Origin of the sequence: Paraburkholderia sp. BCC1885 (assembly GCF_900996235.1) — a bacterium.
In the GTDB taxonomy this organism is placed as follows: domain Bacteria; phylum Pseudomonadota; class Gammaproteobacteria; order Burkholderiales; family Burkholderiaceae; genus Paraburkholderia.
Genome location: NZ_CAAJGM010000280.1, coordinates 1 through 2093, shown reverse-complemented (window position 1 = coordinate 2093; position 2093 = coordinate 1). Strand labels below are relative to the sequence as shown.

The following is a 2093-nucleotide window of genomic DNA, read 5'->3' as shown; positions in this document are numbered from 1 at the left end:
CCGGAACCGACATTCAGATCCTCAAGCGGCATGGCATGCTGAACGATATACACGGCTTCGACAAACGCCGCGGCGGGCTGCGCGATTTTCAGCGCTTCTTCCAGCGCAAGTTGGGCGCACCGGCTGCCGTCGATTGCCACGAGTATCCGTCTGTACATCATTGCCTGCTTCTCCTGTTCCGCCTTGGTTGAATGATGCGACGCTGCCTGCGTTGCATCCTGATTGCGCTCTCCGTTCGTGCTGTCGCGCTGCGCGGCACGTTCTCGTTCGACACGCTCTGTTACATCCCGCGCCACCGCCACCGAGCCGAGCGGCTTGCCGTCCGGGGTCTTCACCAGCGCGAACGTCATTTCGACGTACAGCTTGCGTCCGCTTTTGTGTGTCGCGCGGGTCAAGGTCGCATGTCCCCGCAATCTGGTCGTGCCATTCGTCATGGCGAGCTCGAAGCCGGCCCAGTGTGCGGGACGAAGACGCTCGGGGATGATGAGATCGAGGCTGTGGCCGATTGCTTCGTTTGCGCTGTAACCGAACAGGCTTTCGGCGGCCCGGTTCCAGCGTGCGATCGTTCCCGATCGGTCCGCGTAAATGACAGCGTCGGAGGTCTGTTCGATGATCGCTTCTGCCAGTGCGAAGGAGTCGTTCATGGTGTCGTTCCTGGGGGGGCTTAAAACAGGATGAAGCCGCGCGCATGCAGCCTCACCACCGCAAACCGTGATCAGCTTGCCGTCCTGGTGCTGCCGCGCCGCGTCCATGCCAGATCGCCGACCAGGAACGCCAGCATGACGGCGGGGACGAGAAGCGGCAGCCGAAACAGGCTGGCGGCCGTCGCACCGGCGCCTGCGCCGATGCTATAGGTGAGCCATGCGAGCCCCGGCATCAAAACTTCCTTCAGCTCCGGAATCTTGGCGGTGGACGGCGTCGAGCCGGGCCGCGACAGATAACGGCCGACCAGGGCGTCCGAGAACTTCACCATGTTGTTCGTCACGACAATAGTCTGCAGCGAGACACCGCCAAACCGTGAAAGGGTCTCTCCCTGCATCGCCATCGCTATAGCCAGCAGCGGCAATTCGATTCCGATCCGCCAGGGCGTGTACAGCCGAATGGCGCTGGCAACCAGCAGGAGAGCGGCCATCAGCATCAGTTCCATTGGCGGCCAGCGCAGGTGTCGCTTGATCAGACTGGAGAGGATGCCGCCGATGAAGAACATGCCGACCGCGAAGCCGATCGTGCCGAATCGCTCCCACTGGGCCTTGGCGAGCGTCAGGCCGAGTTGCACGGTATTGCCCGTCATGATGCCGGGATAAATTCCACCGACGTCCATGAATCCGATGACTTCGACATATCCCGCAATGGCCGACAGCGCCGCGATGCGCCTAAGAAGAGCGGGTAGCGATAGTTCCGCGGACGCTTGCAGGGTGGCATTCATAACGCGTCCTCTGCCTTGCGCACGGCGCCAGATACGCGATCGTTCGTCCGCAAGGCCGTTGCGAACTCCTTGCGTAGCGCCGCTCCGTGCTGGTCGAGCGCCGGCGCGCCGGCGCGAACCGGTGGATCGTCGTAGCCGCTGATCTTCACCGGGTTGCCGGGCATCTGGACGCCGCCCGCCTCAATCAGCATGTTGCGCGCCCGGGTTTGCGGGAGTTGCGCGGCTTCAGCCACATTCAGCAGGGGCGCCACCGGCACGCCGGCCTCGTGAATCACCTGTAGCCAGTGTTCCGCGGTCTGCGTGCTCAACGTTACCTGCAAGTCGCTTTTCAGTTCGGCCTGATGCGCGACCCGGTCGGTGTTGGAGAGATAGCGTGTGTCGGCGGCGATTTCGGGGCGATTGATGGCGATGCACAACTGCCTGAACAGATGGTCGTTGCCGCAGCAAATGACAAAGGACTTGTCCGACGCCTCGAAGACGTCGAACGGCGCCATGAACGGATGACGATTGCCGATTCTGGCCGGCGCTTCGCCGGTCGCGACATACGACATGAAGCCGTGTTCGAGGAACGCCAGCGTCGCATCGAACATCGCGACGTCGACGTGTGCTCCTTTACCGGTCTTTTCGCGTGCGTACAGCGCGCTTGCGATGCCGCAAAACATGAAGA

Annotated in this window: 3 protein-coding genes; all 3 read right to left on the bottom strand. The window is 62.4% G+C overall.

The genetic code is table 11. The features are described 5' to 3' along the window. The coding region (locus FQ755_RS37740) for a PAS domain S-box protein (RefSeq protein ID WP_186308755.1) at positions 1 to 644 on the bottom strand (644 nt) is incomplete at its 3' end. A 71-nt stretch (positions 645 to 715) separates the two neighbouring features. Beyond that, a complete protein-coding gene (locus FQ755_RS35970) occupies positions 716 to 1426 on the bottom strand; it encodes a YoaK family protein (RefSeq protein WP_144162803.1) in 711 nt (236 codons plus the stop codon). Beyond that, the coding region (locus FQ755_RS35965; protein WP_186308754.1) for a CoA transferase at positions 1423 to 2093 on the bottom strand (671 nt) is incomplete at its 5' end. The genes FQ755_RS35965 and FQ755_RS35970, both read right to left, overlap by 4 nt.